The sequence below is a fragment of the Nonomuraea sp. IBHARD001 genome (genome assembly GCF_056106265.1).
On sequence record NZ_JBWBBW010000002.1, the window covers coordinates 625,202 to 650,618 of the forward strand.

Genomic DNA, 25,417 nt, shown 5'->3' on the forward strand with positions numbered 1-25,417 from the left:
GCGTATTGACAGGGGAACCGCCGGGCCTAGACTCGCACATATGAACAACCATTCAAGTGTCGTGGTGCCGCTGGCGCCCGACGGCTGTTCGACGTCGGTCGTCGACGCCGGACGGGTGGCCGCGGTGCGCGAGGTGTTACCTCCGGACGAGGTGGTGCACGACCTGGCCCAGGTGTTCGGCCTGCTGGCCGACCCCGGCAGGCTGCGGCTGCTCTCGGCGCTGCTCGAAGGCGGCGAGATGTGCGTGTGCGACCTGTCGGCGGCGACCGGTCAGAGCATGTCCGCCGCCTCGCACGCCCTGCGCCTGCTGCGCCTGCACCGCGTGGTCAGAGTACGGCGGGCCGGTCGCATGGCCTACTACCGGCTCGCCGACTCCCACGTACGGCTGCTGTTCGATCTGGCGATCGCCCACCTCGGGCACGACGAGGACGACAAGGACGGACACGACGATGAGTGAGGGTCACGGGCACGGCCACGGACATGGCCACGGTCATGGGCACGGGCACGCCGTCAGCGCCGAGGCGGACAGGCGCTACCTCTCGGGGGCGCTGGCGCTCATCGTCGGGTTCATGGCGATCGAGGTCGTCATCGGGTTCGCCGCCCAGTCGCTCGCGCTGATCACCGACGCCGGTCACATGCTGACCGACGCGATCGCCATCGTCTTCGCGCTGGTGGCCATGCGGATCGCGGCCAGGCCGCCGCAGGGCGGTTTCACCTACGGGCTCAAGCGGGCCGAGATCGTCTCGGCGCAGGTCAACGGCATCACACTGCTGCTGCTCAGCGCGTACTTCATCTACGAGGGCATCCGCCGGCTGATCGTGCCGCCCGAGGTCGAGGGGCTCTTCGTGGTCTTCACCGGGCTCGCGGGCATCGCGGTGAACCTGGCGGCCACCTGGTTGTTGTCGAAGGCCAACCGCTCCAGCCTCAATGTCGAGGGCGCCTACCAGCACATCCTCAACGACCTGTTCGCCTTCATCGCCACCACCGTGGCCGGGCTCGTCGTGTGGCTGACCGGCTGGGCCAGGGCCGACGCCGTGGCCGCGCTCGTCGTGGCCGCGCTCATGCTCAAGGCCGGATGGGGCCTGGTCCGCGACGCCGGACGCGTGTTCATGGAGGCCGCGCCCGTCGGGATGAACCCGGCCGAGATCGGCGCGAGGACGGCCGCGCTGCAGGACGTCGTCGAGGTGCACGACCTGCACGTGTGGGAGGTGACCTCGGGCTACGCCGCCCTGTCGGCGCACATCCTGGTCACGCCGGGCGCCGACTGCCACGCGGTGCGCGCGGCGGCCGAGCGGCTGGTGCACGACGACTACGGGGTCGAGCACACGACGCTCCAGGTCGACCACGCGCCGACGGAACTGGTGCGGGCCGGGGCCGACCGCGCGCACTGCGCCGACCCGCACGGCCCCGCCCACCGGGGGAGCGCCGCACTGCTGTAGCCGCCTACGCTGGGAGGACGGCGAAGGCGAAGGGTGAGGCACGGTGCGGCTCGGCAGTCTCGAACGCTCGGTCATGGAGGCGCTGTGGGCGCGTCCCGAGGGCATGTTCGCCCAGGAGGTGGCCGACGAGCTGCCTTCGGGCCCGGCGGTCACGACCGTGCTGACGGTGCTGACCAGGCTCTCGCGCAAGGGCCTGGTCGTGCGCGAACGCGACGGCAGGGCCCACGTGTACCGGGCGAGCGGCGGTCGTGACGCCTTCGTCGCCGAGACCATGAGGGCGGCGCTCGACGAGGCCGGTGACGTCGAGGCCGCGGTCAGCCGTTTCGTCGGCACGGTGACGCCCGAGGTGGCCGCCGCGCTGCGTGCCGCTCTGGCGGGCCGGGAGCAGCCGTGACGGTGTGGTTCCTGGTCGCCGGCCTGGCCCTGCTGCCGGTCGCGCTCGGCGGGCGGGCCGCGGCCAGGCTCGCGGGCGCGCGCTGGGCGCCCGCCCATCCGAGGGCCGCGCTGGTGCTCTGGCAGGCGATCGGGCTGGCCGGAGGGCTGAGCGCGGCCGGTGTCGGCCTGGTCGCCGCGGTGGCGCCGCTGGCCGCGGCCTTCCCGCACGGCATGCACACGCTGTACCACCAGCTCATGGACGGCAGGGGCCTGGTGGGGCTCGGTCCCGCCCATGTCGCCGCCCTGGTGTGGTCGCTCGGGCTGGTCGGCTGGTTGCTGGCGCACACGGCCCGCGCGGTCGTCCGCACCATGGCCGAGCAGCGCCGTCAGCGCGCGCTCGTCGGGGTGGTCGCCGACCACGCCCCCGAGCACGACGCCTACGTGCTGCCGAGCGAGCGGCCCTTCGCCTACTGCGTGCCGGGCTCGGGCACGGTGGTGCTGAGCCAGGGCGCGCTCGACAGGCTGGCCCCCGACGAGTTGCGCGCGGTGCTCGCCCACGAACGCGCGCATGCCAGGGGCAGGCACGACCTGGTGCTGTTGCCGTTCGTGGCGTTGGAGCGCGCCTTCCGGTGGCTCCCGCTCGCACGCAGGGCGAGGACGGCCGTGCCGGTGCTGCTGGAGCTGCTGGCCGACGACCGGGCCAGGAAGGCGCACGGCGACCTGGTGCTCGCCCGTGCGATCGTGCTGATGGCGACCGGAGCCGTCGCCAGGCCCGGACTGCCCGCGCTGGCCGACACCGCCGTGCTCCAGCGGGTCCAACGCCTGACCTCGCCGCGGCCGCATGCCAGGGGCTGGGCCGCGTCCGGGGCCTATGCGGGGGCGTGTGTGCTGATGAGCGGGCCGATCGCCCTGGTCGTGGCGCCCGTCGCCTGCGGCTGATCTCTTAACGCCTCCCATATTCTACGTACGGTAGAACTTCTACGAATCGTAGAAACAAGGTGGGGACATGACGACGAACCTGAAGATCACCCTCGTCATCGCCGTGATCATGGCTGCCGTCGTCGGCGGGTTCGTGGTGTTCGGCGGCGGCGAGAGCGTGCCGAAGGCCGTTGCGGCCGAGGACGGACGCCTGCCGTCCGACCTCCTCGTACGGCCGGACAGCCACAAGCTCTCGACGGCCGCCGACGGCAAGGTCACGCTGGTGGAGTTCCTCGACTTCGAGTGCGAGGCCTGCGGCGCCGCCTTCCCGCACCTGGAGCGGATCAAGGCCGAGTACCAGGGCAGGATCGACTTCGTCGTGCGCTACTTCCCGCTCGACGGCCACCGCAACGGCGAACTCGCGGCCCGCGTCGCCGAGTCGGCGGCCAGGCAGGGCAGGTTCCCCGAGATGTACGCCAAGCTCTTCGCCACCCAGAAGGAGTGGGGCGAGGCGAACGAGTCCAAGGAGGCCTACTTCCTCGACCTGGCCGAGGAGATGGGCCTGGACATGACCGCGTTCAAGCGCGACCTGGCCGCACCGGAGGTCGCCGAGCGTGTGCGCAAGGACAAGGCGGACGGCGCCGCGCTCGGCGTACGCGGCACGCCGACCGTCTATGTCAACGGCGCCGTGCTCGACGGCGCTCCCGTCTACGAGAATGTGAAGTCGGCCCTCAACACGGCCCTGACCAGGTGAGCGGCCCCACGGTGGCCACCAGGGCGCTGCCGTGGCTGCTGGTGGTCTGCGGCGCGGCGGCGGCCGTCGCGGCCTTCGGGCTCATCCTCGAACGGCTGAAGCTGGCCGCCGACCCCGGCTACGTCCCGGCGTGCAGTATCAACCCGATCCTGAGCTGCGGCTCGGTGATGAGGACCGCGCAGGCGGCCGTCCTCGGCTTCCCCAACCCGCTGATCGGCCTGGCCGCCTTCCCCGCCCTGGCCGCGATCGGCGCGGTCCTGCTGGCGGGCGCGGCCCCTCGGGCCTGGTTCTGGTACGGCCTGCAGGCCGGGGTCACGGCAGGCGTGGTGTTCGTGCACTGGCTGATCTTCCAGAGCCTCTACCGGATCGGCGCGCTGTGCCCGTACTGCATGGTGGTGTGGGCGGCGACGATCCCGGCGTTCTGGTACGTGACGCTGGCCAATGTCGAGGCCGGGCGGATCAGGCTCGGCGCGGCGGGCGGTGTGCTCGTGCGGCTCCACACGGCGGGGCTGACGCTCTGGCTGCTGGCCGTGGCCGGGCTGGTGCTGCAGAGGTTCTGGTCCTACTGGATCACGCTGGTCTGAGGCGGCCCGTGGGTCACGCGCCGTGGTGCAGGTGCTCCCTGCTGAGGTCGAGCAGCATCCGCACGTGGGCGTCGGCGAGGCGGTAGTAGATCATGCGCCCGGCCCTGCGGCTGGCCACGATGCCCGCCGTGCGCAGCAGGCGAAGGGCGTGCGAGACGGCGGTGTCGCTCACCTCGACGGCCGTCGCCAGGTCGCACACGCACAACTCGCCCGCTTCGAGCAGGGCGTAGAGGAGCTGGGCCCTGGTCGGATCGCCGAGCAGTCTGAACTGCTCGGCCAGCCTGGTGGCCTCCTCCGCTGTGACGAGCCGCTCGCGGGTGGCCGCGACCCTCGCCTCGTCCGGCTCTCTCGCGGCACAGGCGTCGAGACCGGAGACCACGCTCATGGCGTCACTCTTGAATAGCTGCTCATCAATGACAATCGTAACCGTAATCGAGCCCAGAAGGCTCCCGTCAGAGCACCTTTCCGGGGTTCAGCACGCCTGCCGGGTCGAGCGCGTGCTTCACCGCGCGATGCAGGGCGAGCACGTCATCGCCCAGCTCCTCGCGCATGCCGCGCCGTTTGAGCAGCCCGACGCCGTGCTCGCCGGTGACCGTGCCGCCGAGTGCGATCGCGTCGTCGAGGATGCGCTCGAACGCGTGCTGCGCCGCCGTGCGCGCGGCCTCGTCGCCCGCCGGGACGACGATGAGCGGGTGCAGATTGCCGTCTCCCGCGTGTGCGATGTTGGCGATGTGCACGCCGTGCGCCTTGGCCGTGCGCTCGATCCTGGCCAGCATCTCGGGCACCGCGCCACGGGGCACGCAGACGTCCTCGGTCAGCACGGGGCCGAGGCGTTCGAGCGCCGGGTAGGCCAGCCGCCTGGCCGCGAACAGCGCCTCGGCCTCGTCTGCATCGGTCGAGCGCGTCGACCAGGTGGCGCCCGCCGCGTCGAAGCACTCCTGCAGCACGGCGGCCTCGCGCTCGTCCTCGGTGTCGGACCTGCCGAGCAGCAGGACGTCACCGAGATCGGCCAGGCCCATGTTCTTCCAGTCGTCGACAGCGCGAAGGCAGTAGCGGTCGACGAGTTCGAGCGCGGCGGGCCGCACGCCCGACGCCCCGACGGCGGCGACCGCCCTTCCGGCCGCGAGGAGGGAGTCGAAGGCGCCCACGACCGTGCGCGGCTGCCCCTGCGGGAGCGGGAGCAGGCGCACGGTCACCTCGGTGATGACGCCCAGCGTGCCTTCGGAGCCGACGAGCAGGCTGGTCAGGTCGTATCCGGCCACGCCCTTGCGGGTGCGCCTGCCGAGCCGTACGAGGGCGCCGGTGCCGGTCGCGATCTGGAGGCCGAGGACGTAGTCGCCGGTCACGCCGTACTTCAGGCAGCACACGCCTCCCGCGTTGGTCGCCGCGTTGCCGCCGATCGTGGACCAGGGGGAGCTGGCCGGGTCGGGCGGGTACCACAGGCCGTGCTCGGCCGCGGCCCTGCGCAGGTCGTCGTTGACCACGCCCGGCTGGACGACGGCCAGCTGCTCGGCCGTGTCGATCTCCAGTACGGCGGACATGGCGTCGAGGGCGAGCACGACGCAGCCGTCGATGGCGTTGGCGCCTCCCGACAGCCCGGTGCCCGCGCCGCGCGCCACGACGGGCACGCCGTGCGCGGCGCAGACGGCCACCGTGGCGCGTACCTCCTCGGCGCTCAGCGGGCGCACCAGCGCGGCGGCCGTGCCGACGGGCGCCCAGGCGGCCTGGTCGGCCGAGTAGGCGGCGACCACGTCGGGGTCGAGCACCACGCGGCCTTCGGGCAGTGCGCCGATCAGCGCCTTCATCGCCTCCGACATCGCGCGCTCCTCAGGATCGGCCGGTGTGCAGCAGCTTGCCGAGCAGGACCGACAGCTGGTCGCGCTCGGCGGGGGAGAGCGCCTGGAAGGTGTCGTCGAGATAGGCGGGCACGGCGGCCTCGGCGGCGGCGAGCGCGTCGCGGCCCGCGTCGGTGACGGTGACGGCATAGGCGCGCCGGTCGTCGGGGTTGCGCTCGCGGCGCACCTGCCCGGCTCGTTCCAGCTCGTCGCACAGGGTGACCATGACGCTGCGGTCGATGCGGAGCTCCTCGCTGAGCGTCTGCTGCGAGCAGGGGCCGACCGTGCTGAGCATCTTCAGCACCAGGTGCCCGCCGACGCCGAGCCCCTGTGTGCCCGCGTGCGCCTCGGCCGCCCTGGCGACGGAGGCGGAGGCGCGGCACAGGGCGATGTCGAGCCGCTCGCCCGCCAGCCTGGGGAAGTAGGCGACCCGCTCTCGTGCTCTGCCGGTGGTCATGAGCTCGACGCTACCAGAATTCATCTGTACTCAGATTGTTTGACGACAGACGACAGGGTGCCGTACGGTCGAAAACCATCTGGACTCAGATTGTCTGCCCTCAGATGGAGGCTGTCGTGACGCTCGACCTCACCCCTGACGAACTGCTGTCGACCACGAGGGCGGTGCGCAAGCGCCTGGACTTCACCAGGCCGGTGCCGCGCGAGCTCATCGAGGAGTGCGTCGACCTGGCCACCCAGGCGCCGACCGGCCGCAACAGGCAGCGCTGGCACTTCCTGGTCGTCACCGAGGAGACCAAGCGCCGGGCCGTCGGCGACATCTTCCGCCGTGCGATCGCCGCGGGCGGCGGCAGCGCGCCGCTCAGCCGCGACGACGTCCGCAGGATGAACGCCCATCCCGGGTCGATGGACCGCATCTTCGACGGGCTCGGGCATCTGCTGGACAACATCCACCGGGTGCCCGCCTTCGTCATCCCCGCGGTGGAGGGGCGCACCGACAGGGCGGGCGTGGTGGAGCAGGCCGGGACCTGGGGGTCGATCCTGCCCTCGGTGTGGAGCTTCATGCTGGCCGCGCGGGCCAGGGGGCTCGGCACGGTCTGGACGACGGCGCAGGCGCCTCTGGAGCGCGAGCTCGCCCGGGTGCTCGGCGTGCCGTACGAGAAGGTGATGCTGGCGGCCTTCCTCCCGCTGGCGTTCACGATCGGGACCGACTTCAAGCCGGCCAAGCGCGTGAGCAGGGACGAGGTGCTGCACTGGGACCGCTGGTAGGCGGCCCACTACGGCATGGGCGTCGAGAGCGCGGGCGCCGGCTGTGGGCGGTAGAGCACGACCGTGCCGAAGACGACGTCGATCAGGCCGCGCCGCCGCTCGTCCAGCAGGACCAGGATCATCCCGATCAGCCAGACGGGCGCGAACAGCAGTCCGGCGACCGCGCGGCCCAGCGCCCGCAGGAAGTGCACCGGCGTGCCGTCGGCCGTGCGCACGCTCACGCCCAGCAGGTAGTCGCCGACCGTCTGCCCGGTCAGCCACCAGGCCAGGGTGAAGTACGTCGTGGGCAGGCAGGCGATCGTCAGCTCCGACATGGTGCGCGCCCATCCGGGCGTGCCGCCGAGCACCACGTACGAACCGCCGACCAGCACCAGGTACACGGCCGCTGCCGCCGCCACCAGGGCCAGCGTGTCGACGAGCAGTGCCGCCGTGCGTGACACGAGCCCGGCGTAGGCGTCCCGGCCGGGCTCCGGCGAGGCTGGGTCAGGCATTGCGGCCGAGCAGGCGGCGGAAGCCGGCTTCGACGCGGGCGTCGGCGTCGCTGGTGACCGAGCGCACGCCCGTGCTCGCGTCGGACAGGGCCACCTGGGTCTGGCTGAGCACCAGGTCGCGTACCTTGTCGTTGGTCGCCAGGTCGTCGATGATCGGCGGAAGCACGGTGGTCCTGGCCCAGGAGATGGCCCGGTCGGACTCGCCCTTGAACACCTCGGCCGCCTGCTCGCTCACCGAGCCCGCCACCTCGCGGCCCCGGGTGACCAGCTTGGCGACCCTGTCGCCCGCCTCGCCCGCCAGGCGTTTGGCCGGACGCCTGGCCCAGCCCATCATCCGCGAGCCGAGCACCGCCCTGCCCACGTCCGCGGCCGTGCCGAACGGCTGGGTCGCGGCCTGCCTGCCGCCTTCGACCAGTCGTCTCGCCGTCGCCGCGGTCCGGTCGGCCAGGCCGATGGCCAGGGCGGTCGCCCGGCTGGGCTCCTCCTGCTCGCGCCCGGTGACGGCGATGCGGACCTGCCGTTCCAGCAGGACGACGGCGCCGAGGCACACGCGTGGCAGGGTGGCCAGCAGGCCGGGGCTCGCGGGGGAGTCCGCCTGGGCGTCCGCCGGGGAGGCGGGGGCGGTCTCCGGCAGGGTGTCTGACGGGTTGTCCATGGCGTCGCCTCGCATACTCGTCCGTCCGCACAGTGGCCTGTTCGCCGAATACCCGCTTTCGGGGATATCGACTGCTTTGCGGCGGTTAATGAGTTCGTATAGAACGCCCGGGCCCACTCGTCCTCGCCGGTCTCCACGCTGTCCGGAGCGGCGGCGGGAAGGTCGTGGGCCCGCTTCAGCTCGGCGTCGACGTCCTCACGTCGCGGATGTGCGGGACGCCGTGCTCCTGTGTCGCGACCTCCGGCGATCGGGCGGCGGAGCTTGCGTCGTGGGTCGCGCCGGGCCCGTCGTCGCAGGCGCTCACCACGGCCAGCACCGAGACGAGCGCCCAGACCAGGAGCCGCCTGGTCGCGGGCTGTCCAGGACGAAGGGTTCGGTATCGCCTGTCGTTCATCACGGCCCCCATCTGCCCGCAATACCACCACCCACGCGTCCGAATCTGCCTCAAGTCGCGATATGTCTTGACCTTCCCGAAAGACGCGACATATCGTGTCGTTACGCCAATCGCGATATGTCGCGTACCGAGGGAGCCGAGATGAGCGTTGAGATCGTGCCGCCGATGCGAGAGATCGACATGTCGGTGACCGCCGCCGACGGCCTGCAGCTGACCGGCTCGCTGGTCCTGCCGCCGGGCGCGGGCCCGCACCCCGCCGTCCTCCTGCTCTGGCCCGGCCGCACCGACAAGGAGGGCAACGCGCCCAGGGTCCGGCTCGCGCTCGGCCGGGCCATGGCCAAGGCGCTCGCCGCCAGGGGGATCGCGTCCTACCGCTACAACGGGCGGCCGGGCGGCGGCTACCGCAGCCAGCGCGAGGACGCCGCCGGGGTGCTGGGCGCGCTGGCCGCACGGCCCGGTGTGAGCGGCGTCGGCGTCATCGGCCACGGCGAGGGCGCCCGGCATGCCGCCTGGCTGGCCGCGCGTGCCGGAGTGCGTGCCGTCGTGCTGATCGGCTGTCCGGTGCGAGGCGGCGAGGAGGTGCTGGACAGGTGGGCGGGGCAGCTGCGCGACGAGGACGTGCCCATGCCCGCCAGGCTGCTGCTGCGTCTGCTCGGCCGCAGCGTGCGGGAGCAGGTCGCGATGGTGGTGGCCAGGGCCGTGGCGAGCACGCGCGAGACGATCCGCGTTTTCGGCGTCAAGGTGGCGGCCGGGCGCCTGCGCGAGTTCCTCGAGCACGACCCCAGGGGTGATCTGGCCGCGATCGAGGCGCCGGTGCTGGCCGTGACGGGGGACAAGGACCTGGTGGCCGATGTCGCCGATCTGGAGGTCGTGGCCAGGCTCGTCAAGGGCGAGGTGGCGACGGCCGGGCTCGCGGACCTCACGCACGTGCTGCGCCGCGACCCGGGGGAGGCGTCGTTCGCCCGCGACCGTGCGCTGTGTGCACAGCCTGTGGACGCCGAGCTGCTGACGCTGGTCGCGGACTGGACGGCCGAGCGGCTGGGGGCGGTGGCGCACGTCTAGCTTGCGATAATTATGCAGACCGGTCTATTTTATGGCCATGGGACAGAAGGGCGCCGAGACACGGGCCAGACTGCTGGACGCGACGCAGGACCTGATCGAGGGAGGCGGCTATTTCGGCGCCGGGCTCAACCAGGTGATCGCCGCCAGCGGTTCGCCGCGCGGCTCGCTGTACTTCCACTTCCCCGGCGGCAAGGACCAGCTGGTCGCCGAGTCGCTGCGCAGGGCCGGTGGCGAGATCGGCGCGGCGATGGAGCAGGCGGCCGAGGCGGCGCCGACGTTCGCCGTGTTCGTGCGGACCATGCTGGAGGTGCTCGGCGACCGGCTGGAGGCGTCCGGCTGGCGCAAGGGCTGTCCGGTGGCCACGGTGGCGCTGGAGATGGCGGCCACCAGCGATCCGCTGCAGCAGGCGTGCTCGGAGATCTACGCCGACTGGGAGGGTGCGCTCCGGCACGCGCTGGCCGGGCGCGAGGACGCGGACGATCTCGCGGTCACCGTGCTGGCCCTGGTCGAGGGCGCGCTGCTGCTGGCCAGGGCGCACCGCAGCAGGGAGCCGCTGCACCGCGTGGGCAGGCAGATCGCCGCCCTGCTCTGACGACCCCGCCCGGCTCGGGCGGGGTTCCTCTGTCACCACAGAATATGTAGACCGATCTATTTTTAAGGAGACAGGCATGGATGCGATCGTCTTCGGCGCCACCGGCTTCATCGGCCGCAGGCTCGTCGCCGAACTGCTCGGCCGGGGGCAGCGGGTGGCGGCGGCGGTACGGCGGGACACGCTCACGCCCTGGCTGAGCGCCGAGGGCGTCGACACGCGGCGGCTCACCGTCGTCACGGCCGACATCACCGCACCGCTCTCGGGCCTGCCGCACGCCAAGGTCGTCTACAACGCCGCCGCGCTGTTCGCCTTCGGACTGGGCAGGCGCGAGGCCAGGGCGGCAAACGTCACGGGCGCGCTCAACGTGCTCACCTGGGCGGCCGGCCTACCGGACCTGGAACGCCTGGTGCACATCAGCGGCTACCGCGTGAGCGCCTCGAACGCCGAGGCCGACCATGACTCCGACTCCGACTACGCCGAGCTCGGCGGCTACGAGGCGTCCAAGCGCGAGGCCGACACCGCCGTGCGGGAACGGGCCCATGAGCTCGGCGTGCCGCTGAACATCGCCAACCCGAGCACGGTGATCGGCCCAGGACAGTACATCGGCCTGGCCGCCGTGCTCGCCGACCTGTGGCAGGGCCGGTTGCCCGCCGTGCCGGGCGGGCCCGAGGTGTTCGTGCCGGTCGTCGACATCGGCCACCTGGCCCGCTTCCTGGCCGAGATCCCCTCGGGCCCGGCGGGCGAGGACTACTGGGTGCTCGACGACGACACCCCGAACCTGCCCGGCCTGCTGGGCCTGGTCGCGGAGCACATGGGCGTCCGCGCACCCCGCCGCAGCGTGCCGGTCGGCCTCATCAGGCGGTTGCCGCGCAGGCTGACCGGCGTCGACCCCGAGACCCTGTCGTTCCTTTCGTCCGACCGCTATCCCACGGCGTCGGCCGACGCGTTCGCCGCGCGCTCCGGCCTGCGCCGCCCGCCCGTCGCCGACGCCCTGCGCGCGTGGAGCGACGGCCTGGTCGCCACCCGCTTCGGTACGGCCGAGCCATGGCATCCGGCCTACGGCTTCCACGACGTCGCGGGCACCCGCACCTGGCTGTACGGCGAGCGCGAACGGCCGGACCACGTGCTGCTGCACGGCCTGCCGATGAACGCCGACCTCTGGGCGCCGCTCGCCACGGCACTCGGCACCCGCGTGCTCGCCCCCGACCTGCCGGGGCTCGGCCGGTCGGCTCCGGGCCCCGTGGACGACTGGCTGGCCGCGCTCATGGAGCCGGTGCAGACCAGGCCGGTCCTGGTCGCGCACTCGCTGGCCTGCGGTCCGGCGCTGCGTTACGCCGTGCGCAGGCCGGAGCGGCTCGCGGGGCTGGTGCTGATCAGCCCGGCGTTCCTCCAGGCGCCGAGTTCGCGGCTGGCCCGCTCACCGCTGGCCACGGCCGTGCTCGGGCGGATGACGGCCGGGCGGCTGGCCTCGACGCTCGGGCTGGCGCCGGGGCCGGAGGTGGCGAGCGCGGCGGCCGACCTGCGCCGCAGGGGAGCGGCCCGCCGGGTCGCGACGGCGCTGCGGGCCGCGCATGCCGTACGGGCGGGGTCGCGGCGGCTGCTGGAGCAGGTCGGCGTGCCGGTGGAGATCGTCGTGGGGTCGGCCGATCCGCTGACGGCGGGCGATCCCGGTCATCCCGTCACCGAGGTCGCGGGCGCCGGGCACTATCCCCAGCTCACCCATCCGGCCGAGGTCATGGCGTCGTCGTGGTGGACCCGCTCTCCCGCTCCCGAGGCAGCCACGACGGCTTCCTGAACCGCTGGATGACCAACGGCAGCCCGGTGAAGATGATCGCGCCCGCCGCGACCAGCCCGACGTACAGGGCCGGACTGCCGATCGGCAGCTGCGACGGCGGCACGAACGCCAGGACGAAGGCGAAGGCGACCGCGAGGAAGCCGATGCCGGCCACCACCCACATGCCCGCGTTGCCGCCGGGGATACGGAAGCTGCGCGGCAGGTCGGGCTGGGTGTAGCGCAGCCGGATGGCCGCCACGTACATGATCATGTAGACGATGATGTAGAGGCTGACGGCCATGGCGGAGATGAGGAAGTAGGCCGTGCTGACGTTCTTCATCACCAGGTAGAGACCAGCCAGCAGGGTCACCGCCAGGCCCTGGATCATCAGGATGTTGCGCTGCACGCCCTGCTTGTTGGTCTTCTGCAGGAAGGGCGGCAGCAGCCCGTCGCGTGCGGTCGCCAGCACGCCGCGGCTCGGCCCGATGATCCACGCCAGCACACCGCCGAGCGCGCCGTAACAGATGAGCACGGCCAGCACCCGCACCGGCCACTCCACGTGCATCAGCCCGGCGAACATGGCGTCGAGCGCGTCGAACACACCACTGGTGATGTTGATGTCCTGGTACGGCAGGATGCCCGCGATGGCCAGCGCGCCGAGGGTGAAGATGACGAACGAGATGCTGGCGGCGATGAGGATGACCATCGGGTAGCCGCGCTTGGGGTCCTTGAGCTCGGAGGCGTGCACCGCCTGCGACTCCACGCCCGCGAAGTTCAGCAGGATGCCCGCGAGGAACGACAGCCCGGCCAGACCGGTGATGAAGGGGAACCAGCGCGGATGCGCATGGCCGTCGGAGACCACCGCGACGGCCGGGTTCGTCGCCTCGCTCCAGCCCGCCGACTTGCCGGAGATCAGCCAGGCCAGGAAGCCCGCGATCAGGATGATGCCGGGCACCGCCGTGCCCAGGACGAAGCCGAACTTGGTCACCCTGCTCGCGAGCCGGTTGCTCACCAGCGCCACCAGCGTGCACAGCCAGAACGCGATGACGATGAACAACCCCACATAGATGTTGTTCTGTGCCAGTTCGGGCTTGCCGATGGCGAAGGCGGCGGCCACGGCGGCGAACGTCAGGCCCGTCGGGTACCAGACGATGTTCTGCACCCAGGCCAGGAAGATCGCCACGAAGCCGGTCGGCTTGCCGAGCCCCTCGCCGACCCAGACGTACAGGCCGCCCTGCCTGTTGCCGAACGCGCCGCCGAGTTCGGCGGCCACCAGCCCGGCCGGAATGAGGAAGAGGAAGGTGGCGAAGCCGATGTAGGCGAACATCGTCAGTTCTTCCTTGGCCATCATCGGCAGGCCGCGCAGGCTGGTGACGATCGCGGCGGCGGTCATCAGACCGAGCGTCGAGACCGTCAGGTAGCTCCTGGCCGGAGTGCTCGCTGTCATGGCGGATCCCCCTTGGTTCAGGGTCAGAACACCGACCAGCCGGTCAGTGTCGAGAAGGTCTCAAGGGCGAGCGCCCCCGTGACCGAGTTGCCCATGGGGTTCAGGCCGGGCCCCCAGACCGCGACGGCGCACCGGTCGGGCACGACCGCGAGAATGCCGCCGCCCACGCCGCTCTTGCACGGCAGGCCGACGCGGTAGGCGAAGTCGCCGGCCTCGTTGTAGGTGCCGCAGGTCAGCATGATGGCGTTGATCCGCCTGGCGTCCTCGCGGCTGATCAGCCTGCTGCCGTCGGCGCGTTCGCCGTGCCTGGCCTGGACCAGTCCGGCCTTGGCCAGCTCCGCGCAGGTGATCATGATGGAGCACTGGCGGAAGTAGTGGTCGAGGAAGTCGGGCACGGGGCTGAGCGTGTTGCCGAAGCCGGACATCAGATAGGCGATCGCCCTGTTGCGGTCGCCCGTCCTCGCCTCCGAGTTCGCCACCACGCTGTCGACGTGCAGCTGCGGGTCGCCCGTCTCGGCCCGCAGCAGGGCGCGCACGGCCGCGTAGGCGTCCCCGGTGTCGGACAGGAGCTGGTCGGTGACCAGCATGGCGCCGGGGTTGATGAAGGGATTGCGCGGCACACCGCGTTCGAGCTGGAGCTGGATCAGGTCGTTGAACGGCTCGCCCGAAGGCTCACGCCGTACCCGCTTCCAGATCGCCCTGTCGTCGTGCGCCAGGACGAGTTGCAGGGCGAACAGCTTGGAGATGCTCTCGATCGCGAACGGTACGCCGGACTCGCCCGCGCCGTGCACCTCGCCGTCCACGGTCGCCACCGCCACGCCGAACTGGTGCGGGTCGACGGTGGCGAGCTCGGGGATGTAGTCGGCGACCTGGCCCTCGCCGATGTGCGGGCGCACCGCGTCCATGATCTGTTCGACCACGGACGCGTAGTCGGGCGCGGTCATCAGTGGTGGAACCCGGGCTGCGCGGGCGCGTTGCCGCCGCCGGAGAGCCGATCGAGCGAGCGCCGGATGTCGTCGGCCAGCAACGAGATCTCGTCCCTGCCGATGCCGTGCCTGATGAGCACGCGCTGGATCACCGTGTCCTGCCGGTCGGCGGGCAGCGGGTAGGCGGGCACCTGCCAGCCGCGTGCGCGCAGCTGCTCGGTCAGGTCGTAGAGGGTGAAGGGCGACTTCGGGTCGGTCAGCGTGTAGGAGACGCCGGGCAGAGCGCCGTCGCCGTCGTAGAGCAGGGTGAAGGGGCCCATGTCCGAGATCTGCTCGCCGAGGAACTTGGCCGTGTCGACGCAGGCCTGCTGGACCTTGCGGTAGCCCTCGCGGCCCAGGCGCAGCAGCATGAAGTACTGCGCGACGATCTCGCCGCCGGGGCGGGAGAAGTTCAGGGCGAACGTCGGCATGTCGCCGCCCAGGTAGCTGACCTTGAAGACCAGGTCCTCGGGCAGCAGGTCGGCCGAGCGCCACACCACCCAGCCGACGCCGAGCGGGGCCAGGCCGTACTTGTGGCCTGAGGTGTTGATGGAGGAGACGCGCTCCAGCCTGAAGTCCCAGATGAGGTCGGGCTGGATGAAGGGCGCGATGAAGCCGCCCGATGCGGCGTCGACGTGGATGGGGATGTCCAGGCCGGTGTCGGCCTGGATGGCGTCGAGCTCGGCGGAGATCTCGGCGACCGGCTCGTAGTCGCAGGTGTAGGTCACACCGAGGATGGAGACGACGCCGATCGTGTTCTCGTCGACGTACTCGCGCAACTGGTGCGGGCGCATGCCGGTCGCGCCCTTCTCCAGCGGGATCTGCCTGAGCTCGACGTCGAAGTAGCGTGCGAACTTCTCCCAGCACACCTGGACGGGGCCGCACACCAGGTTGGGCCGGTCGACCGGCTTGCCCTCGGCCTGGCGGCGCTGGCGCCAGCGCCACTTCAGGGCGAGGCCGCCGAGCATGGCCGCCTCGCTGGATCCCGTGGTCGAGCAGCCCATCGTGTCGCGTTCGGCGGGGGAGTTCCACAGGTCGGCGAGGATGTGCACGCAACGCCGCTCGATTTCGGCGGTCTGCGGGTACTCGTCCTTGTCGATCATGTTCTTGTTGAGGCATTGGTCCATCAGCTTGTGGACCTCCTCCTCGCTCCAGGTCGTGCAGAACGTCGCCAGGTTCTGCGCCGCGTTGCCGTCGAGCAGGAGTTCGGCGCGCAGGAGTTCGTAGACCGTGCGCGGCGCGCTCTCGCCTTCCGCGATGCGGTACTTGGGCAGGACGGAGGCGCTCAGCGGGCTCGCGTAGACGTCGTCGGTCCACGAGCCTTGCTTCGCCGAGGTCTTGTGCAGGGCCATCTCGCCCTCCGGGTAGGTAGTGGATTGCTGCCTCGGTACCTACCGTCTGACCTGCGGAAATATTGTCGCTTTGTCCGGAAAATGCCCGATAAATGGCAATGCGAAGGGGGAGGCGTGTCGCTAGCCTGACGCTCGTGGCGCACATTCTCACGACCGGGCGGCTGACGCTCACCCCTGTGACCGAGCGCGAGCGCGCCGGGCTGCTGGCCCACTGGACGGCGCCCGACGTACGCCGCTTCCTGTTCGACGGCGAGGTGCTCGACGCCGATCAGGTCGGCGCGATCGTCGAACGCAGCACCCACGACTTCGCCGCACACGGCTACGGCCTGTGGCTGGTACGCGAGAGCTCGGCGATCCCTCTCATCGGTACGGCAGGCCTGCGCCCGCTCGACGACGCCGGGCTTGAGATCGTCTACAGCCTGGCGCCCGGGGCCTGGGGCAAGGGATACGCCACCGAGGCGGCGGGCGCGGTGCTGGAGCACGCCCTCGTCACGCTGGGCCTGCCCGAGGTGCTCGCCGAGATCGACGAGGGCAATCGCGCGTCGGTCGCGGTCGCCGAACGGCTGGGCATGACGCCGTACGAGGTGGTGCCGGGTCTGCTCGGGCCGATGACCCGCTACCGCAGGACGCGCTGACGCCCGAACCCCCGCCAGGGCTCGGGCGACGGGCGCATGGTCTGCGGCGTCAGTCGGCGATCGTGACGACCGTGGTGTGGGTCTTGAACGGCGTCTGGGCCTCGGTGGCCTCGATCGTGTAGGTGCCGGGCACGCAGGACTTGGCGATGGCGGCGAGGGTGAAGGCGCCCTCGCGGTCGGCGGTCAGGCGGGTGTTGCGCAGGTTGGTGCCACCCTTGCAGGCCGCGTTCAGCGCGACGCTGTTGACGGCGACCTTGGTGTTGGAGGGGAAGCCGGTGCCGTTGAGCGCGAAGGCGACGTCGCCGTCGTCGTTGGCGCGGATCTTGTCGGTGTGCGCGGCGAAGGCGGTCTGGCCGGCGGGGGCGTCGGACGCGGCGATGGTGAAGAGGGCCGAGTAGCTCTTGAACGGGCTCTGCAGCTCGGTCGCCTCGATGCGGTAGGTGCCCTCGACGCAGCCCTTGGCCGAGACGGGGAAGCTGAAGTAGCCGCTGCGGTCGGTGGTGACCTTGTCGTTGCCCAGGTTGGTGCCGCCGGTGCAGGCGGTGTTCAGGCTGGTGCTGTTGAGCAGCAGCACCTGGTCGGCGTCCAGGCCCCAGCCCTCGACGACGAAGGCGACCTCGCCCGACAGCGTGGGGGCGACCGCGGCGGGGCCGACCATGAGCTTGGACGCCTCGGCGGCGGCACCCGCGGCGGGCTCGGGCGCGGCGGAGGCCGGAGCGGCCGTCAGGAAGCCGACGGACAGCAGGGCGGGCAGGACCAGCAGGTGCTTGGCGTTCACAGGTGTGCTCCGTATCGATGGCTGTGCGGTCGAGGGCGATCCGGGTCGGCCGCCCTCGTGACAGGAGTGATTCGGGAGGCTCGGGAGGCCGGACGGGCAAGGGCATGTCTGCGGTGCGGCCGGGGTGTGCCTGCCCGGCCGGATCCAGGTCAAGGGCGGGGAATGCGACGGGATGCGCATGGGTTGAGCAAGTTGGATAGCATGACTATCCAACAGATCGTCGAACGAGGTGCACCATGGCAATCACCACCCCCTGGGTCCCCGGACCGGCCGCCGGGCACGACGGCGAGGTCCAGATCATGGCCTCCAGGTTCGTACTGAAGGGCCTGGCCTCCGTGCCCGGCTTCCTGCTCGCGGCGATGCGCATCCTGCTGCAGGCCAGGCGCAGCCCCGGCGCGCTGGGCGCCTCGCTGAAGGCCTCGCCGTTCAGGCGTACGTTCTGGACGCTCTCGGCCTGGACCGACCGGGCGGCGCTGAACGCCTTCGCCGGGGCCGAGCCGCACCGGGGTCTGGTCAGTTCCTACCGTGAGGCCATGGCGGACTCGTCGTTCGAGTTCTGGACGGCCGACGCGCCCGCCGGTTGGGAGGAGGCGCACGCCAGGCTGAAGGACTGAGTCCGGACGGCTCTCATGAGCGTGGTCAACAGTGTTGACAACGCTTCTGTGGCGGATCTACGCTGCGGATCAACCGAGGGAGTCGACATGGAATGGTTCCGCCAGGGCATGCAGCGCCTGGCCAGTGGTGTGACCGTGGTGACCACGAGCGACCTGGACGGCACCCGCTACGGCATCACCGCCACGGCCGTCTGCTCCCTCACCGCCGAGCCGCCCACCCTGGTGGCCTGTGTCAACAAGGGCACCAGGGTCGGGCTCGCCCTGCCCGACACCGGCTACTTCTGCGTCAACCTGCTCACACACGGACAGCTCGACGTCGCCGAGGTCTTCGCCGGAAGCCGGGGCGAACGCTTCGGCACCGGCGCGTGGACCACCCTCACGACCGGCGCCCCCGTCCTCGAAGGCGCGCTCGCCTCCTTCGACTGCAGGACCGACGCCATCATCGAACGCTCGACCCACTACCTGGTCATCGGCGCGGTGGTGGACACCGCCGTGGGCACGGACGACTCCCCGCTGCTCTACCACTCCCGCCGCTTCGCCCATCTGGAGAGGCTCACATGACGGCAGCGACACCTGCCCCGGCCTGGATCGAAGCGGGGCAGGGCGAGCCCGTCCTGTTCCTGCACGGCATCGGCGGCAGCAGCTGGACCTGGAAACCGCAGTTCGAGGCCCTGGCCGCCACCCGCCGATGCATCGCCTGGGACATGCCCGGCTACGGCGACAGCGCCCCGCTCCCCGAGCCGATGACCTTCCCGGCGCTCGCCGGCGCCGTGGCCGCCCTGCTCGACCGGCTCGGCGTACGGCAGGCCGATGTGGTGGGCCTGTCCATGGGCGGGCAGGTCGCCCTGCACACCGCGATCGAGCATCCCTCGCGCGTGCGCTCGCTCGTCCTGCTCGACACCAGCCCGGCCTTCGGCCTCGACGGCACCGACGTCGAGACGTGGAGGCGCGAGCGGCTGGCCCCGCTGGACGCCGGGCTGACCCCGGCCGACTTCGCCGAGGAGCTCTTGCGCGGCGTCGCGGGCCCGACGCTGACCGAGAGCGCCCTGCGCCAGGCCGTCGCCGCCATGGCCAGGGTGCCGTCCGAAGGGCTGCGGGCCGCTGTGGCCTGCCTGCCCGGTCACGACGTGCGCTCGCGCCTTTCCCTCATCGCCGCCCGCACGCTCGTGCTCGTCGGCGAGCTCGACACCGAGACGCCCGTCGCCTACGCCGAGTACCTCGCCGCGCATATTCCCGGCGCGCTGCTGGAGATCATCCCCGACGCCGGTCACCTGACGAACATGGACCGGCCCGAGGTCGTCAACCGCCTGATTGGAGAGTTCCTGTGACGGAATGGCAGTGGATCAGTGTCTTCGCCGAGCAGTTGCGCCGTTGCGGTGTGCACGAGGGCGAGCCGGTCACCGTGTTGTCCGAGACCCGGAGCCGGGCCTCGTTGGTCGAGACCTCGGTGCTGGCCGCCCAGTCGCTCGGCGCCCGGGTCTGTCAGGTCGTCATGCCGACCCCGGCCAACCCGGGTCCGGTGCCGATCCGCTCGACGGGCGCGTCGGTGGCGCTGCAGGGCAACGCCGCGGCCATCGCCGCCCTGAGCGCGGGCGGCCTGGTCGTCGACTGTACGGTGGAAGGGCTGTTGCACGCCGTCGAGCTGCCGCAGATCCTCGGGTCCGGCTCACGGGTGCTGATGATCTCCAACGAGCACCCGGAGAACTTCGAGCGTTTCGGCCCGCTGCCCGGCCTCGAAGAACGGGTCAAGAAGGGCAAGGCCCTCATCGACGAAGCCACCACCATGCGCGTCACCTCGGCGCACGGCACCGACCTGACCGTGGACCTGCGCGGTTCGATGCGCGCGGGCTCGACCGGCCTCACCGAGGGGCCCGGCTCGATCGCGCACTGGCCGGGCGGCCTGATCATCGCCTTCCCGGCCCAGGGCACGGTCAACGGCACCGCCGTGCTCGCACCCGGCGACATGAACCTCACCTTCAAGCGCTACATCGAACGCCCGGTCACGCTTCGGTTCACCGACGACGTGCTGGTCGCGATCGAGGGCGAGGGCGTCGACGCCGACATGTTCCGCAGCTACATCGCGGCCTGGCGCGAGCCCGAGGCCTACGCGGTCTCGCACGTCGGCTGGGGCATGAACACCGCCGCCCGCTGGGACTACCTGGAGCTCTACGACAAGGGCGACGTCAACGGCACCGAGGCCCGCGCCTTCGCCGGGAACTTCCTCATCTCGACCGGCGCGAACGAGGTGGCGGGCCGCTACACCGCAGGCCATTTCGACCTGCCGATGCGCGGCTGCACGATCACCCTCGACGGCGTCCCCGTGGTCGAGAACGGCGTGCTGATCGAGGAACTCGCCCCGTGATCAGACTCGTCTGGCCCGACCTGCACGGCCTGGCCAGGGGGCAGTACGTCACGGGAGAGGGCGAGAGCGCCGTCAGCCACGCCGCCGCCGCCCACATGGTCTCGGCCCCGTGGCGCGAGCCCGTCCCCCTGCCCGGCTACGGCCTGGCCGACGGCCTGCCCGACATGGTGATCAGGGCATCGGCCGTACGGCCGGGCGGCATGGTGATCGGTGATCTGTTCCGGCCGGACGGATCGGCGTTCCCGCTGTGTTCGCGTGCGGCGCTGCGTGCGGCCGATGCGGTGTGGGCCGGGCGGGGGCTGAGTGCGCGGATCGGCTTCGAGGCGGAGTTCTACCTGCTGCGGCCGGTCGCCGACGGCTGGGAGCCGATCGCCGTGCCCGGCCACAGGACCTACGCCACCGGCAGGGGCGCCGACCCGACGGGCGTGGCCGAGCGGATCGCCGAGGCGGCGATCGCCGCGGGCGTGGGGGTGGAGCACCTGACCAAGGAGTTCGAGGCCGCCCAGTTCGAGATCACCCTGCGGCACGCGCCCGCGCTCCGGGCGGCCGACGACGTGTTCGTCCTGCGGGAGGTGGCCCGCGAGGTGGCCGCCGAGCACGGGCTCAAGGCGACCTTCCTCGGCAAGCCGTACTCCGGGCTGGCCGGCAGTGGGCTGCATCTGAATGTGAGCGCGTGGCAGGAGGACAATGTGTTCGCCGGGCGGCCGGTCGAGCTGGAACGCGCGGTCGCGGGGGTGCTGCACCACTATCCGGGGCTGACGCTGCTCAGCGCGCCGACGGTCAACGCCTACAAGAGGTTCGCACCGGGCGAGATCGCCGGCGCGGTGGCCAACTGGGGGCACGCCAACCGCACGACCGGCGTCCGGGTGCCGACCACGGAGGGGCCGTCGGCCCGGATCGAGTACCGCCTGGCCGACGGCAGCGCCAATCCCTACCTGGTGGCGGCGGCGGTGATGCACGCGATGGCGCACGGCTGGCAGGAGGAGATGACGCCGCCGGAGCCGAGGACCGGCGACGTCACGGCCAACCCGTACGGCGACCCGGTGGCGCCCTCGCGGCTCGACCTGGCGGTGGACGCCTTCGAGGCCGACAAGTGGCTGTGCGACGCCTTCCCGGCCGACCTCCCGGCGGCGCTGTGCGCACTGAAGCGCGCGGAGTGGGCGCGCTTCGAAAGGGCGGTGACCGACTGGGAAAGGACCTCCTACCTGCCGTACCACTAGTACGATGTCATCGCTACTGACAATTGAGATGACAGCAAGGGAGTCCAGTGCCGCCGAAGGCGAAGACCACCAAGGAACCTCGCCGGAGCCTCAGCCGTGAGCTGATCCTCGACGCGAGCATGCGGCTGCTGGCCGAAGGTGGGCTCGACGACCTGACCCTGCGCAGTCTGGGCAGGGAGCTGGGCGTCGACCCGACCGCCATATACCGCTACTTCCGCGACAAGGACGAGCTGCTCTTCGGGGTCAGCGAGCTCTTCCTCGCGGGAGCCGTCGAGGGGTTCGAGGTCGACCACGACGACTGGGCGGGCAGCATCAGGCGGCTGTGCCTGCGCATGCGGGAGGCGCTGCTCACCCAGCCCAGGATCGCGCCGCTGATCGCGTCGAGGCCGCCGCAGTGCAGTGCGGAGTACCACTTCACCGAGCTGCTGCTGACCTCGATCGACGACGCGGGCTTCACCGGCGAGGAGGCGGCCTACGTCTACCACGCGCTGGTGGAGTTCACGATCGGGGTGGCGACCATCGACGCCTACGCCGTCGGCCTGGAGCAGGGCGACAGCGACGAGGAGCACCGCAAGTGGCGCACGATGTACCTCACGCTGCCCCCGGGCCAGTTCCCGCGCAGTGTGGCGATGGCGCCGCTGCTGTACCCGGACGTCGACCGGCAGTTCGAGTTCGGTCTCGGACTGCTCCTCGACGCGCTGAGCGCGCGCAGGGCCAAGGCCTGACCTCACCGGAGCCCGGCGCTCCTCCCGTCGCGGGAGGGGGGCCGGGCTCTGCCGTTTGACGGGGGCCTTTACCGTAAACGGCGTTGAAAGTCTTGATGTCAACGCTATTGACATCGATGTTGCCACGCGACCAGAGTTCACCCCGTGGCACGAGACGACATCTCCCTGATCGTTCGAGACGCCTGGCTCGTCCCGCTGGACGACAGGCGCACACCCCCCTTCCACGGACATCTCGTCGTCGGCGCCGACGGTCGCATCCTCCGACTCGGTCCCGGCGAACCCGCCGAGCGCGGGGCGCCCACGCTGGACGCGGGCGGCGCCACCGTGCTGCCCGGCTTCGTCTCCGCGCACAGCCACCTGTGGCAGAGCCCGTACCGCGGCATCGGCGACGGGCTGCGGACCTGGGCGTGGATGGCCCGCCTGCACCGGCGGCACGGGCCCGGGTTCACCGAGGACGACTTCCACGACTTCACCCGGCACGGCGCACTCGACCTGCTGCACTGCGGTGTCACCACCGTGTGCAACCACACCCACGACTTCGGCAGAGGCGCCGAAGGCCAGTGGGAGGCCGCCTTCACCGTGCCGCAGCGCACGGTCTACTGCTACAGCCCGCCGATGTGGGCGGGCCCGGCCGAACGCGCACGGGGCATCGCGGCCTTCGCCAGGAAGGCGGCCACGCGTGCCGGCGACCCCCGGCTGCTGGGCGCGGCCGTCAACACCACCGGCCTGATGGACGTGGCCGACATGCGGGCCGAGTCCGCGCTGGTCCGCCGGCTCGGCCTGGACATGCAGGCCCACTACCTGGAGGACCCCACCCAGGCCGGGCAGGACGTGGCCGCCTTCGACGACATGGTGGCGGCGGGCCGGGTCGCGGCCGATGTGAGCTTCGCCCACTTCGTACACGCCACGCCCGAGATCCTCGCCGCCTGCGCCGCGCTCGGGGCCGCCATGGTGTGGAACCCGCTGTCCAACGGCCGTCTCGGCTCCGGCCTGCCCGACATCGCCGCCTACCGCAGGGCCGGGCTCAGGATCGGCATGGGACTGGACGGCCAGGCCAGCGCCGACCTCGCCGACCCCTTCCAGAACATGCGCACCGGCCTGTACGCCCTGCGCATGCGCCACCAGGACCCGGCCGTGCTCTCCTGCGAGGACGTGCTGCGCATGCACACCGCCGACGCGGCCGAGGTGCTCGGCGTGGCCGACAGGACCGGCAGCCTGGCGCCGGGCAAGTACGCCGACTTCCTGCTGGTCGACCTGACCAGATACGGACCGGTCGAGGACAGATACGCCCATCTGGTGCTGGCCGCCTCCGCCCGCGACATCACGGCCGTGCACGTCGGCGGTGTGGCCGTGCGCGACGAGCGGGTCGACGTCGCGGACCGGGTCGCGGGCGTCGCGGAGCGGCTCAAGGAGAACGCATGCTGAGATTCCTGCTCGCCAAGCTGCTGGCCATGGTCACGACCATGCTGGTGGCCTCCTTCGCCATCTTCGCCAGCCTGAGTCTCGCGCCAGGCGACCCCGAGAGCTTCCTCATCCGCAGCAGGACGGTCAGCCCCGAACTGCGCGCCTCGATCAGGGCCCAGTTCCAGCTCGACGACCCGTTCCTGCTGCGCTACCTCGGCTGGCTCGGCGACGTGCTGCGCGGCGACCTCGGCACCTCGCTGATCTTCCGTGAGGACGTCACCGGACTGCTCGCCACGCGCATCGGCACCACGCTCTGGCTGGTGGGCTACGCCTCGGTGCTCATCCTCGTGGTCGGCGGCGGGCTCGGACTGCTGGCCGGGCTGCGGGGCAGGGGCGCGCTCGACAACACGATCGTGGTCGCCACCGTGGCCGGTCTGGCCGTGCCGAGCTTCATCGCCGCCACCGTGCTCGTCTCGGTCTTCGCGATCATGCTGGGGTGGCTGCCCGCCTCCGGAGCGGGCGAGGGACTGGCCGGAGGGCTGCGGCACCTCACCCTGCCCGCGCTGGCCCTGGCCATCTCCTCGCTCGCGGTGATGACCCAGACCACGAGGGCGGCCGTCCGGGGCGAACTCGCCCGCGACCACGTCGCCACCGCCCGCAGCAGGGGACTGGCCGCCAGGCATGTGATCGGCCGGCATGTCGTACGCAACGCCCTCATCCCGGTCACCACCGTCGCCGGGGTCACCATTCCCAGCCTGATCGCCGGATCGATCATCGTCGAGCAGGCCTTCGGGCTCGGCGGCATCGGCGGCTACCTCGTGCAGTCGGTCAACGCACGCGACTTCCCCGTCGTCCAGGCCATCTGCCTGGTGCTCGTCGGGGCCTTCGTTCTCGCCAACACCGTCGTGGACCTGCTCTACGGCTTTCTGGACCCGAGGGTCCGCGTGGGAGGTGCCGCCCTGTGACCGCCGTGCTCGCCGGGACCCGCGAGCGTGCTCGCACCAGCGATCCCGTCACCCTCGTCACCGCAGCCGTCATCGCCGTCCTGGTGCTCGGCGCGCTGCTGGCCCCCGTGCTGCCGATCGCCGACCCGAACGCGGTCGACCTGGGCGACACCTACTCGGGGCCGACGGCCGAACACCTGCTGGGCACCGACGGCAGCGGGCGCGACCTGCTGGCCAGACTGGTGCACGGGGCCAGGTCGGGGCTGCTCGGGCCGCTCATCGTCGTCGTGCTCGCCACCCTGGCCGGAACGGTCGTCGCGGTCACCGCCGCCTGGCGTGGCGGCTGGGTGGACGCGGTGGCCTCGCGCGTGTGCGACGTGCTGTTCGCCTTTCCCAGCCTGCTGCTGGCGATGCTGGCCGTCACGCTGTTCGGCAGCGGCCTGGTGCCGGGAGCCGTCGCACTCGCCGTGGGCAGCATGCCGTACATCATGCGGATCACCAGGGCGGTGGCGCTGCGTGAGTGCAGGCAGACCTACATCGCGGCGCTGATCGTGCAGGGGCAGTCGGGTCTGCGGATCTGTGCCAGGCACGTGGTGCCTGTGCTGCTGCCGTTCATCCTGTCGCAGGCCACGATCTCGTTCGGCTACGCGATGGTCAACATGTCGGCGCTGTCGTTCCTCGGGCTCGGTGTGCAGCCGCCCACCGCCGACTGGGGAGCCATGGTCTCCACCGGTCAGACCGGCCTGATCCGCGGTGAACCGCTGGAGGCGCTGCTCGCCGCCGGTGTCATCGCCCTAGCCGTCGCCTCCTTCACCATCCTCGGCGAACGCCTGCTGGCCGCCGCCGAGGATCACCCCCACCGATGAGGAGAGAA

The 25,417-nt window shown here is 71.5% G+C and carries 30 protein-coding genes; 20 read left to right on the forward strand and 10 right to left on the reverse strand.

Annotated elements, in window-relative coordinates; genetic code table 11:
• Window positions 1-40: 40 nt before the first annotated feature.
• The 6 genes from ACTWNK_RS05120 (at window position 41) to ACTWNK_RS05145 (ending at window position 4,070) form a co-directional block, all read left to right on the forward strand.
• Window positions 41-457, forward strand: coding sequence for an ArsR/SmtB family transcription factor (locus tag ACTWNK_RS05120; protein WP_474302347.1), 417 nt, complete (start codon window positions 41-43; stop codon window positions 455-457).
• Entirely contained in the window at window positions 450-1,439 is a 990-nt protein-coding gene (locus ACTWNK_RS05125; protein WP_474302348.1) for a cation diffusion facilitator family transporter, read from the forward strand. The genes ACTWNK_RS05120 and ACTWNK_RS05125 overlap by 8 nt, the downstream gene beginning before the upstream one ends.
• Window positions 1,440-1,482: 43 nt before the next feature.
• The gene (locus ACTWNK_RS05130) at window positions 1,483-1,833 is read left to right on the forward strand and encodes a BlaI/MecI/CopY family transcriptional regulator (protein ID WP_474302349.1); all 351 of its coding nucleotides are present in this window, start codon (window positions 1,483-1,485) and stop codon (window positions 1,831-1,833) included.
• Entirely contained in the window at window positions 1,830-2,753 is a 924-nt protein-coding gene (locus tag ACTWNK_RS05135) for a M56 family metallopeptidase (RefSeq protein ID WP_474302350.1), read from the forward strand. Before ACTWNK_RS05130 ends, ACTWNK_RS05135 begins: the two co-directional genes overlap by 4 nt.
• Window positions 2,754-2,820: 67 nt before the next feature.
• Window positions 2,821-3,486, forward strand: coding sequence for a DsbA family protein (locus tag ACTWNK_RS05140; protein WP_474302351.1), 666 nt, complete (start codon window positions 2,821-2,823; stop codon window positions 3,484-3,486).
• Window positions 3,483-4,070, forward strand: a complete 588-nt coding sequence (locus ACTWNK_RS05145; RefSeq protein ID WP_474302352.1) for a vitamin K epoxide reductase family protein — start codon at window positions 3,483-3,485, stop codon at window positions 4,068-4,070. Before ACTWNK_RS05140 ends, ACTWNK_RS05145 begins: the two co-directional genes overlap by 4 nt.
• Before the next feature lie 13 nt (window positions 4,071-4,083).
• Here ACTWNK_RS05145 and ACTWNK_RS05150 read toward each other — a convergent pair whose 3' ends face one another.
• From ACTWNK_RS05150 to ACTWNK_RS05160, 3 genes are all read right to left on the reverse strand, one after another.
• Window positions 4,084-4,455: an ArsR/SmtB family transcription factor gene (locus tag ACTWNK_RS05150; RefSeq protein WP_474302353.1), complete on the reverse strand. Its 372-nt coding sequence runs from the start codon at window positions 4,453-4,455 to the stop codon at window positions 4,084-4,086.
• Between the two features lie 67 nt (window positions 4,456-4,522).
• Window positions 4,523-5,887, reverse strand: a complete 1,365-nt coding sequence (locus ACTWNK_RS05155) for an FAD-binding oxidoreductase (RefSeq protein WP_474302354.1) — start codon at window positions 5,885-5,887, stop codon at window positions 4,523-4,525.
• A 10-nt stretch (window positions 5,888-5,897) separates the two neighbouring features.
• The gene (locus tag ACTWNK_RS05160) at window positions 5,898-6,362 is read right to left on the reverse strand and encodes a MarR family winged helix-turn-helix transcriptional regulator (protein WP_474302355.1); all 465 of its coding nucleotides are present in this window, start codon (window positions 6,360-6,362) and stop codon (window positions 5,898-5,900) included.
• Between the two features lie 116 nt (window positions 6,363-6,478).
• On the opposite strand from ACTWNK_RS05160, the gene ACTWNK_RS05165 reads away from it, so the two are divergent.
• On the forward strand, window positions 6,479-7,129 hold the full coding sequence (locus ACTWNK_RS05165) for a nitroreductase family protein (RefSeq protein WP_474302356.1): 651 nt from the start codon (window positions 6,479-6,481) through the stop codon (window positions 7,127-7,129).
• 8 nt (window positions 7,130-7,137) lie between these two features.
• On the opposite strand, the gene ACTWNK_RS05170 is transcribed toward ACTWNK_RS05165, so the two are convergent.
• The 3 genes from ACTWNK_RS05170 to ACTWNK_RS05180 all read right to left on the reverse strand — a co-directional run bounded on the left by ACTWNK_RS05170 (window position 7,138) and on the right by ACTWNK_RS05180 (window position 8,669).
• Window positions 7,138-7,620 (reverse strand): RDD family protein, encoded by a 483-nt coding sequence (locus tag ACTWNK_RS05170; RefSeq protein WP_474302357.1) that lies wholly within the window; start codon window positions 7,618-7,620, stop codon window positions 7,138-7,140.
• Window positions 7,613-8,275: a hypothetical protein gene (locus ACTWNK_RS05175; RefSeq protein WP_474302358.1), complete on the reverse strand. Its 663-nt coding sequence runs from the start codon at window positions 8,273-8,275 to the stop codon at window positions 7,613-7,615. The genes ACTWNK_RS05170 and ACTWNK_RS05175 overlap by 8 nt, the downstream gene beginning before the upstream one ends.
• Window positions 8,276-8,450: 175 nt before the next feature.
• Window positions 8,451-8,669, reverse strand: a complete 219-nt coding sequence (locus tag ACTWNK_RS05180) for a hypothetical protein (protein WP_474302359.1) — start codon at window positions 8,667-8,669, stop codon at window positions 8,451-8,453.
• Between the two features lie 141 nt (window positions 8,670-8,810).
• On the opposite strand from ACTWNK_RS05180, the gene ACTWNK_RS05185 reads away from it, so the two are divergent.
• The 3 genes from ACTWNK_RS05185 to ACTWNK_RS05195 all read left to right on the forward strand — a co-directional run bounded on the left by ACTWNK_RS05185 (window position 8,811) and on the right by ACTWNK_RS05195 (window position 12,118).
• A complete protein-coding gene (locus ACTWNK_RS05185) occupies window positions 8,811-9,731 on the forward strand; it encodes an alpha/beta hydrolase (protein WP_474302360.1) in 921 nt (306 codons plus the stop codon).
• A gap of 37 nt (window positions 9,732-9,768) precedes the next feature.
• Entirely contained in the window at window positions 9,769-10,323 is a 555-nt protein-coding gene (locus ACTWNK_RS05190) for a TetR/AcrR family transcriptional regulator (RefSeq protein WP_474302361.1), read from the forward strand.
• A gap of 76 nt (window positions 10,324-10,399) precedes the next feature.
• A complete protein-coding gene (locus ACTWNK_RS05195) occupies window positions 10,400-12,118 on the forward strand; it encodes an alpha/beta fold hydrolase (RefSeq protein ID WP_474302362.1) in 1,719 nt (572 codons plus the stop codon).
• On the opposite strand, the gene ACTWNK_RS05200 is transcribed toward ACTWNK_RS05195, so the two are convergent.
• Genes ACTWNK_RS05200 through gad form a run of 3 tightly spaced genes read right to left on the reverse strand, consistent with a single transcriptional unit; the run spans window position 12,057 to window position 15,861 of the window.
• A complete protein-coding gene (locus tag ACTWNK_RS05200; RefSeq protein WP_474302363.1) occupies window positions 12,057-13,544 on the reverse strand; it encodes an amino acid permease in 1,488 nt (495 codons plus the stop codon). The genes ACTWNK_RS05195 and ACTWNK_RS05200 overlap by 62 nt on opposite strands.
• 23 nt (window positions 13,545-13,567) lie before the next feature.
• Window positions 13,568-14,488 carry a glutaminase gene (locus ACTWNK_RS05205; protein WP_474302364.1) on the reverse strand — a complete coding sequence of 307 codons (921 nt, stop codon included), beginning with the start codon at window positions 14,486-14,488 and terminating at the stop codon, window positions 13,568-13,570.
• Window positions 14,488-15,861 carry a glutamate decarboxylase gene (gad, locus tag ACTWNK_RS05210; protein WP_474302365.1) on the reverse strand — a complete coding sequence of 458 codons (1,374 nt, stop codon included), beginning with the start codon at window positions 15,859-15,861 and terminating at the stop codon, window positions 14,488-14,490. Before gad ends, ACTWNK_RS05205 begins: the two co-directional genes overlap by 1 nt.
• Before the next feature lie 134 nt (window positions 15,862-15,995).
• Here gad and ACTWNK_RS05215 point away from each other — a divergent pair, with 134 nt between their 5' ends.
• Window positions 15,996-16,496, forward strand: a complete 501-nt coding sequence (locus ACTWNK_RS05215; protein ID WP_474302366.1) for a GNAT family N-acetyltransferase — start codon at window positions 15,996-15,998, stop codon at window positions 16,494-16,496.
• 49 nt (window positions 16,497-16,545) lie between these two features.
• Here ACTWNK_RS05215 and ACTWNK_RS05220 read toward each other — a convergent pair whose 3' ends face one another.
• Complete coding sequence (locus ACTWNK_RS05220; RefSeq protein ID WP_474302367.1) at window positions 16,546-17,274, reverse strand: hypothetical protein; 729 nt, start codon at window positions 17,272-17,274, stop codon at window positions 16,546-16,548.
• 236 nt (window positions 17,275-17,510) lie between these two features.
• Between ACTWNK_RS05220 and ACTWNK_RS05225 the strand changes: the two genes are divergently transcribed.
• The 9 genes from ACTWNK_RS05225 (at window position 17,511) to ACTWNK_RS05265 (ending at window position 25,409) form a co-directional block, all read left to right on the forward strand.
• Complete coding sequence (locus ACTWNK_RS05225; RefSeq protein ID WP_474302368.1) at window positions 17,511-17,888, forward strand: hypothetical protein; 378 nt, start codon at window positions 17,511-17,513, stop codon at window positions 17,886-17,888.
• 87 nt (window positions 17,889-17,975) lie between these two features.
• Window positions 17,976-18,449 carry a flavin reductase family protein gene (locus ACTWNK_RS05230; protein ID WP_474302369.1) on the forward strand — a complete coding sequence of 158 codons (474 nt, stop codon included), beginning with the start codon at window positions 17,976-17,978 and terminating at the stop codon, window positions 18,447-18,449.
• Complete coding sequence (locus ACTWNK_RS05235; protein ID WP_474302370.1) at window positions 18,446-19,216, forward strand: alpha/beta fold hydrolase; 771 nt, start codon at window positions 18,446-18,448, stop codon at window positions 19,214-19,216. Before ACTWNK_RS05230 ends, ACTWNK_RS05235 begins: the two co-directional genes overlap by 4 nt.
• Window positions 19,213-20,250: a 2,5-dihydroxypyridine 5,6-dioxygenase NicX family protein gene (locus ACTWNK_RS05240; protein ID WP_474302371.1), complete on the forward strand. Its 1,038-nt coding sequence runs from the start codon at window positions 19,213-19,215 to the stop codon at window positions 20,248-20,250. Before ACTWNK_RS05235 ends, ACTWNK_RS05240 begins: the two co-directional genes overlap by 4 nt.
• Window positions 20,247-21,470: a glutamine synthetase family protein gene (locus tag ACTWNK_RS05245; RefSeq protein ID WP_474302372.1), complete on the forward strand. Its 1,224-nt coding sequence runs from the start codon at window positions 20,247-20,249 to the stop codon at window positions 21,468-21,470. The genes ACTWNK_RS05240 and ACTWNK_RS05245 overlap by 4 nt, the downstream gene beginning before the upstream one ends.
• A 47-nt stretch (window positions 21,471-21,517) precedes the next feature.
• Window positions 21,518-22,195 carry a TetR/AcrR family transcriptional regulator gene (locus ACTWNK_RS05250; protein ID WP_474302373.1) on the forward strand — a complete coding sequence of 226 codons (678 nt, stop codon included), beginning with the start codon at window positions 21,518-21,520 and terminating at the stop codon, window positions 22,193-22,195.
• A gap of 144 nt (window positions 22,196-22,339) precedes the next feature.
• Window positions 22,340-23,620: an amidohydrolase family protein gene (locus ACTWNK_RS05255; protein WP_474302374.1), complete on the forward strand. Its 1,281-nt coding sequence runs from the start codon at window positions 22,340-22,342 to the stop codon at window positions 23,618-23,620.
• The gene (locus ACTWNK_RS05260; RefSeq protein ID WP_474302375.1) at window positions 23,614-24,564 is read left to right on the forward strand and encodes an ABC transporter permease; all 951 of its coding nucleotides are present in this window, start codon (window positions 23,614-23,616) and stop codon (window positions 24,562-24,564) included. Before ACTWNK_RS05255 ends, ACTWNK_RS05260 begins: the two co-directional genes overlap by 7 nt.
• Window positions 24,561-25,409, forward strand: coding sequence for an ABC transporter permease (locus ACTWNK_RS05265; protein WP_474302376.1), 849 nt, complete (start codon window positions 24,561-24,563; stop codon window positions 25,407-25,409). Before ACTWNK_RS05260 ends, ACTWNK_RS05265 begins: the two co-directional genes overlap by 4 nt.
• Window positions 25,410-25,417: the final 8 nt, after the last annotated feature.